5 protein-coding genes are annotated in these 7,440 nt (G+C 57.1%); 4 read left to right on the top strand and 1 reads right to left on the bottom strand.

Annotated features, from left to right (window positions below; all coding sequences use genetic code 11):
• Positions 1 to 377: 377 nt before the first annotated feature.
• Both ACNQ0W_RS16980 and fumA read left to right on the top strand, forming a co-directional pair.
• Entirely contained in the window at positions 378 to 1,886 is a 1,509-nt protein-coding gene (locus tag ACNQ0W_RS16980) for an anion permease (RefSeq protein WP_017383327.1), read from the top strand.
• A gap of 52 nt (positions 1,887 to 1,938) precedes the next feature.
• Complete coding sequence (gene fumA / locus ACNQ0W_RS16975) at positions 1,939 to 3,588, top strand: class I fumarate hydratase FumA (protein ID WP_062932901.1); 1,650 nt, start codon at positions 1,939 to 1,941, stop codon at positions 3,586 to 3,588.
• Here the strand turns inward: fumA and ACNQ0W_RS16970 are convergent.
• The gene (locus ACNQ0W_RS16970; protein ID WP_116329872.1) at positions 3,577 to 4,482 is read right to left on the bottom strand and encodes a LysR family transcriptional regulator; all 906 of its coding nucleotides are present in this window, start codon (positions 4,480 to 4,482) and stop codon (positions 3,577 to 3,579) included. The genes fumA and ACNQ0W_RS16970 overlap by 12 nt on opposite strands.
• A 95-nt stretch (positions 4,483 to 4,577) precedes the next feature.
• On the opposite strand from ACNQ0W_RS16970, the gene ACNQ0W_RS16965 reads away from it, so the two are divergent.
• Together ACNQ0W_RS16965 and ACNQ0W_RS16960 are read left to right on the top strand one after the other, a co-directional pair.
• The gene (locus ACNQ0W_RS16965; protein WP_062932899.1) at positions 4,578 to 5,873 is read left to right on the top strand and encodes a serine hydrolase domain-containing protein; all 1,296 of its coding nucleotides are present in this window, start codon (positions 4,578 to 4,580) and stop codon (positions 5,871 to 5,873) included.
• Positions 5,874 to 6,133: 260 nt separating this feature from the next.
• Positions 6,134 to 7,435, top strand: a complete 1,302-nt coding sequence (locus ACNQ0W_RS16960; protein WP_003859542.1) for an MFS transporter — start codon at positions 6,134 to 6,136, stop codon at positions 7,433 to 7,435.
• The last annotated feature ends 5 nt before the right edge of the window (positions 7,436 to 7,440 follow it).

The raw sequence follows: 7,440 nt of genomic DNA, 5'->3' as shown, positions 1-7,440 counted from the left end.
AACCAATACACCATGATTAATATAAAACCTTATAAAACAAGAGCAAACAAAAACACCAAAATTTAAATGTTATAGCTTTGATACATAAAATGCGTAAAATCAGCGAATAACCACACTACCCAGAGTGGTTATTATAAAAAGTATAAAAATAGCCATTCAGTTCCGTTTTTTTGATCGCGATCAATAGTTATGGCATTCAAAAGAGCAATATAAAAACATCATCATTTTTTATTTAGCGCAAACCAAAATGCGTTAAATCGCTATTAGTGAAAACACAAAACCGCACCTTAAATAACTAAAAAAAGCAAAAAGGATATTTCAATCGAATTTGTGTTTTCGCCGGGCGACGAATTTTTGACAACTTAAGACGTGAAACTATGAATACAAAAACTGCTGTAACGCCTCCTGCGGCGAATCTGGCATCAAATGGAACAGCAAAACGACTGCTGATGATGGCTCTGCCCGTCATTGTTGCCGTCCTGCTGTTGTTTGTCCCCGTTCCGGAAGGGCTGCCGCCATATGCGTGGCACTACTTCGCCATCTTTGTCGGCGTCATCGTCGGGTTAATTTTCGAACCGCTGCCGGGCGCCGTAATCGGTCTTACCGGCGTCGTGGCGATTGCGCTGTGCAGCCAGTGGGTGCTCTTTAGCCCGGAACAGCTGGCTGACCCAAAATTCAAGCTGGCGGGCGCCTCCTTTAAATGGGCGGTCAGCGGGTTTGGTAACTCCACCGTCTGGCTGATTTTCGGTGCCTTTATGTTCGCCGCAGGCTACGACAAAACCCGCTTCGGCCGCCGTCTGGCGCTGATTCTGGTGAAGTACCTGGGCCGTCGCAGCCTGACGCTCGGCTACGCGATTACCTTCGCAGACCTGCTGCTCGCACCGTTCACCCCGTCCAACACCGCGCGCAGCGGTGGGACCATCTACCCGATCATCGCCAACCTGCCGCCGCTGTACGGTTCAAAACCCAATGACCCAAGCGCGCGCAAAATCGGTTCGTATCTGATGTGGGTAGCCATCACCGCGGCCTGTATCACCAGCTCGATGTTCCTTTCCGCTCTGGCACCTAACCTGCTGGCGCTGGCGCTGGTAAAAAGCACGGTCGGAATTGATATCTCCTGGGGGACCTGGTTCCTCGCCTTCCTGCCACTGGGCATCCTGCTGATCCTGACCATGCCGCTGCTGGCCTACTGGTTCTACCCGCCGGAAGTGAAAGTGAATAACGAAGTCCCGCTGTGGGCGACCCGTGAGCTGGAAAAACTGGGCAAACTGTCGCGCAATGAGATCCTGCTGCTGGTGTTCGTGTGCTGTGCGCTGTTGATGTGGATCTTCGCCGCGGCGTGGATTGAACCGGCCATGGCTGCCCTGCTGATCGTTGGCCTGATGCTGTGGACCGGCGTGCTGGAGTGGAACGATATCACCGGTAACAAAGCCGCGTGGAATACCTTCGTCTGGTTCGCTACCCTGGTGGCGCTGGCGGATGGCCTCTCCTCCACCGGTTTTATCAGCTGGCTGGGTAAAGAAGGCGGCCTGCTGATGAGCGGTATCTCTCCGGGTGTCGCCACCATCGTGCTGCTGCTGGCGTTCTACCTGCTGCACTACCTGTTCGCCAGCACCACTGCGCACACCACGGCGCTGCTGCCTGCGATGCTGACCATCGCCTCCACCATTCCGGGCATGAATATGGAAGTGTTCGTTCTGCTGATGGTAACCTCGCTGGGCGTGATGGGGATCATCACCCCCTACGGTACCGGTCCAAGCCCGATTTACTACGGTAGCGGCTACCTGCCAACCAAAGACTACTGGCGCCTCGGCACCATCTTCGGCGCCATCTTCCTGGCAGCTCTGCTGCTGATTGGCTACCCGTGGATGTCCATGATGTTCTGATTCCTGACCGCCGGACATTTCCTCCGGCGGTTAAATTTTTGTGGAGCAAGCTATGTCAAACAAACCCTTTATCTACCAGACCCCCTTCCCCCTCGCGCATGACGATACCGAATATTATCTGCTGACCAAAGAGCACGTTTCCGTTGCCGAGTTCGACGGTCAGGAAGTGCTGAAAGTCGAGCCAGAGGCGCTGACCCTGCTGGCACAGCAGGCCTTCCACGACGCGGCATTTATGCTGCGCACCTCTCACCAGAAGCAGGTTGCGGCTATTCTGAGCGACCCGGAAGCCAGCGAGAACGATAAGTACGTTGCCCTGCAATTCCTGCGCAACTCCGAGATTGCGGCGAAAGGCGTGCTGCCCACCTGTCAGGATACCGGCACGGCAATCATTATGGGTAAGAAAGGCCAGCGCGTCTGGACCGGCGGCGGCGACGAAGCGGCGCTGAGTCAGGGCGTGTATAACACCTATATTGAAGACAACCTGCGCTACTCGCAGAATGCGGCGCTGGATATGTATAAAGAGGTGAACACCGGCACCAACCTGCCCGCGCAGATCGACCTCTACAGCGTTGATGGTGACGAGTATAAATTCCTGTGCATGGCGAAAGGCGGCGGTTCCGCCAACAAAACTTATCTGTATCAGGAAACCAAAGCGCTGATCACCCCGGCGAAGCTGAAAAATTATCTGGTTGAGAAGATGCGGACCCTGGGCACCGCGGCCTGCCCGCCTTACCATATCGCCTTCGTTATCGGCGGCACCTCAGCGGAAGCCACGCTGAAAACCGTCAAGCTCGCCTCTGCGCGCTATTACGATGGCCTGCCAACCGAAGGCAACGCGCACGGCCAGGCGTTCCGCGACGTCCAGCTTGAGCAGGAACTGCTTCAGGAAGCGCAAAACCTCGGCCTTGGCGCGCAGTTTGGCGGGAAATACTTCGCGCACGATATTCGCGTGATCCGTCTGCCGCGCCACGGCGCCTCCTGCCCGATCGGCATGGGCGTCTCCTGCTCCGCTGACCGCAACATCAAGGCGAAGATTAACCGCGAGGGGATCTGGATTGAGAAGCTGGAGCACAATCCGGGCCAGTATATTCCTGAATCCCTGCGCCAGCAGGGAGAAGGCGACGTGGTAAGCATTGATCTGAACAAGCCGATGCCCGACATTCTGGCGCAGCTTTCCGCGCACCCGGTATCCACCCGCCTGTCGCTGAGCGGCACCATCATCGTGGCGCGCGATATCGCCCACGCGAAGCTGAAAGAGCTGCTCGATAACGGGGAAGAACTGCCGCAGTACGTTAAAGATCACCCGATTTACTACGCAGGCCCGGCGAAAACGCCAGAAGGCTACGCGTCTGGCTCCTTAGGCCCAACCACCGCCGGGCGTATGGACTCCTACGTGGACTTACTGCAATCCCACGGTGCGAGCATGATCATGCTGGCCAAAGGTAACCGTAGCCAGCAGGTCACCGACGCCTGCCATAAGCACGGCGGCTTCTACCTCGGCAGCATCGGCGGCCCGGCGGCGGTGCTGGCGCAAAACAGCATCAAGAGCCTGGAGTGCGTGGCGTATCCTGAACTGGGAATGGAAGCGATCTGGAAAATTGAAGTGGAGAACTTCCCGGCGTTTATCCTGGTGGATGACAAAGGCAACGACTTCTTCCAGCAGATCCAGAATAAACAGTGCAAAGGGTGCTCACAGCGCTGAGCGTTTCCATAACGCCGGAAGCAGCGACAGCGTATCGTTGATCAACCCGCGCTTGTCGCTGCCCGGCTTCCAGATAGTGACCATCGTCTGGCTTATCCCCAGGCTGCCCACTTCGGTGGGCAGCCTTTTTACATTTTTCCACTGCGTTGCCTGAAGATGGGTCGGCAAAAACCCCCAGCCGCAGCCCTGCTCCAGCAGGCCGCGCAGCATCTCCAGTTCGTTAGTGAAAAGGGTGTGCCCTGAAATTTGCAGGCGACGGGCGACCGGCTCGTCTGATGCGGCATGCATAATCACCTGTGGCACCAGAGAGAGATCGAGCAGCGACACCGGCGATGCCACCTCCGCAAAAAGCGCCGTTGCGGCGTAAAAATCCATTTCGATCGCCCCCAGCGCCCGCCACTCCATCTCATTGCCCACGCTGCGGTTGCGCGCCTGGCAGATGCCCAGATCGGCCTGACCGCTCGCCAGCATGGCTTCCGCCTCATCGCGTGACGCGCTGGTCAGGCTCAGGCGGATCTTTTTCGCCGCCAGTGTGATAATCAGCGCCTGTAAAAAAGCTCTGGGGGTGAACGGATCGTAAACGAGGGCAATGTCCTGCGTCGCGCTGTACGGTACCGATCTGGCAAACGCCTCAAACGCTTTGACCTGCCGCATCAGCAGGTGCGCCTGCCGCTGAAGCTGCTCCCCCTCCGGCGTCAGGCGCAGGCTGCGCCCCTCCCGCAGGAACAGAGCGTAGCCCAGCCCATCCTCAAGGAAATCGATCAGATCCCGCAGGGTAGTACGATCTTTGCCGAGTTTACTCGCCGCCTTCATCAGGCTGCCGTGTTCAGCGACGGCAGTGAACGCTTCAAGCTGGGCAAAGGAATAGATCAGTGATGCCACGTCATTCTCCACGCGATTTTTCCGGGGGATTTTCCCCCATTACGCGTTTTTTATTATAGGCCGCAGGTTCTTAAACTGAAGTCCTTCCTGAGCCAAACGAGATAAATATGAAAATCAAAACAAACCGCACACTGCTCGCGGCGCTGGTTGTCAGCAGCCTGCTCTCGCCCGCCGTCATGGCGGCCTGCAAGGGTACCGACCTCACCACCTGTCCGGCGCCTTTCGACGCCAGACTCCCGGACGCCCATACCATGCTCACCTGGAGCCAGGCCGATCGCGTGGTGGGCTTTCGCAATGACTACCGCAACTACGCGGGGGACGTGTTCCGCCACGGCAACGCTACGCCGCTGCTGCCCGCAGAAAAACCGCTCACCGATGCCCGCTATCAGGTGAAGGGTAAGAGTTACACTCTTCAGGATTACCTGAAACGCCAGAACGTCAGCGGCATGCTGGTGCTGAAAAACGGCAAAGTGGCCTATAAATACCTGGGAGAAGGCAATACCGACTCCACGTTCTGGACGTCGCGCTCCGTGGGCAAATCGGTGGTCTCCGCGCTGGTGGGTGTTGCAATTAAAGAAGGGAAAATCCACTCCCTGGACGACCTTGTCACCCAATACGAACCGGATTTAAAAGGCACCGCCTGGGAGGGCGTAACGCTGAAACAGCTCATCACCCACACCTCTGGCGTGGCGTGGAACGAAGATTACACCAACCCGCAATCTGACTTCGCCCGGCTTACCGAATGCGAAGCGAAGCCGGGCACCTACGACTGCGTGCGCACCCTGGTCAAGGGGTTACACCGTGAACACCCGGCGGGCGAAAACTGGTCGTATTCCTCGGGTGGCGCCTGGCTGTTAGGCGATGTGCTTGAGCGCGCCACCGGCATGACGCTCGCGGCGTATCTGGAGAAAAGCATCTGGCAGCCGTACGGCATGGCGAGCGACGGCGTGTGGCATGCCTACAGCAAAGGCCAGCACGACGTGGGTGCGCATGGGTTTAACGCCACGCTGGAAGACTGGGGGCGTTTCGGGGAGTTTATCCTGCATAACGGTACGCTGCCGGACGGGAAGCAGATCCTCCCCGAGGGCTGGGTGAAACAGTCCTCAGCCTGGACACAGGCCAAAGGATCGGTGTCCGAGGCGCATCCGAAGGGGTTGTACGGCTACCAGTGGTGGAACAACGAAGTGCCAGTCACCGCCACACACGTGGAGCCGAAAGTCGAAAATTCGCTGAAAGATTCCCTGTGGGCGCTGGGTATTTTTGGTCAGATGATCATGGTTAATCAGAAAGAAAATCTGGTTATCGTCCAGTGGTCCACCTGGCCGCAGGCAGAGCCGTCATTCAGCGCCCAGCCGCTGGAAGCGTCGCTGATGTTTAGCGCGATTGCGAACGCGCTGCGCTGATATTCCCAAGCCAGGCCCCGCTTGGCTTCTCACCTGCGCGATGTCACAAAACTGATATATCAGCAACTTAGCGAAATCGAGTAAATAAAAGATCATCGAAATGTTAAGTTATTGTTGAGTATGTAAATACTGGTCAATGCATTGTCATTAATGCACCACACGCATCGGTTCATGCACTATTTGCGCTTATTAATTTCCACTTCCTGATCCAGTTTTCAGAAACAGACGAGCATAACGTCACTATAAAACTGGAGATAATCATGGTTTCCTCAACCTCACCTGCAACGGTTCGTGCCAAAGCGGGCGCGATTTTCCGCGTCACGTCGGGCAACTTTCTTGAGCAATTCGACTTCTTTCTGTTCGGCTTTTATGCCACCTACATCGCCCATACTTTTTTCCCGGCAAGCAGTGAATTTGCGTCCCTGATGATGACCTTCGCCGTCTTTGGCGCGGGCTTTCTGATGCGTCCGATCGGGGCCATTGTGCTGGGGGCTTACATTGATAAAGTGGGTCGCCGTAAAGGGCTGATCGTCACCCTGTCGATTATGGCCGCCGGAACCTTTCTGATTGTGCTGATCCCTTCTTATCAGAGCATTGGCCTGTGGGCGCCGCTGCTGGTGCTGACCGGCCGCCTGTTGCAGGGTTTTTCGGCAGGCGCCGAGCTGGGCGGGGTTTCGGTTTATCTGGCGGAGATCGCCACGCCGGGCCGCAAGGGTTTCTACACCAGCTGGCAGTCGGGTAGCCAGCAGGTCGCCATTATGATCGCGGCGGCGATGGGCTTTGCGCTGAATGTGGTGCTGGAAGAGAGTGCCATTCGCGAATGGGGGTGGCGTATTCCGTTCCTGTTTGGCTGTCTGATCGTGCCGTTTATCTTTTTCCTGCGCCGCAAGCTCGAAGAGACCGAGGAATTCAGCGCCCGTCGCCACCATCTGGCGATGCGTCAGGTCTTCACAACGCTGCTCGCCAACTGGCCGGTAGTCGTCGCGGGCATGCTGATGGTGGCGATGACCACCACCGCGTTTTACCTGATCACCGTTTACGCCCCGACCTTCGGTAAAAAAGTCCTGATGCTCAGCGCGTCGGACAGTCTTCTGGTCACGCTGCTGGTGGCGGTGTCCAACTTTATCTGGCTGCCGGTGGGCGGCGCGCTGTCGGATCGCTTCGGGCGTAAACCGGTGCTGATCGCCATGACGCTGCTGGCGCTGGCGACCAGCTATCCGGCGCTGACGATGCTGGCCGCAGCCCCGAGCTTCTCCATGATGCTGACCGTGCTGCTGTGGCTCTCTTTCCTCTACGGCCTGTATAACGGCGCGATGATCCCGGCCCTGACGGAGATCATGCCAGCAGAGGTGCGCGTGGCGGGCTTCTCACTGGCTTACAGCCTGGCAACGGCGGTCTTTGGCGGTTTCACGCCGGTGATTTCGACCGCCTTAATTGAGTACACCGGCGACAAAGCCTCCCCGGGCTACTGGATGAGCTTTGCCGCCGTTTGCGCCCTGCTGGCAACGCTTTATCTCTATCGTCGTCGCACGTTAATCCTGCAAACCGCCGTTAAGGAGTGATCCCT

The organism is Enterobacter cloacae complex sp. 6730903 (genome assembly GCF_048283985.1).
GTDB classification, from domain to species: domain Bacteria; phylum Pseudomonadota; class Gammaproteobacteria; order Enterobacterales; family Enterobacteriaceae; genus Enterobacter; species Enterobacter hormaechei_C.
This window is presented reverse-complemented; position numbering and strand designations above follow the sequence as displayed.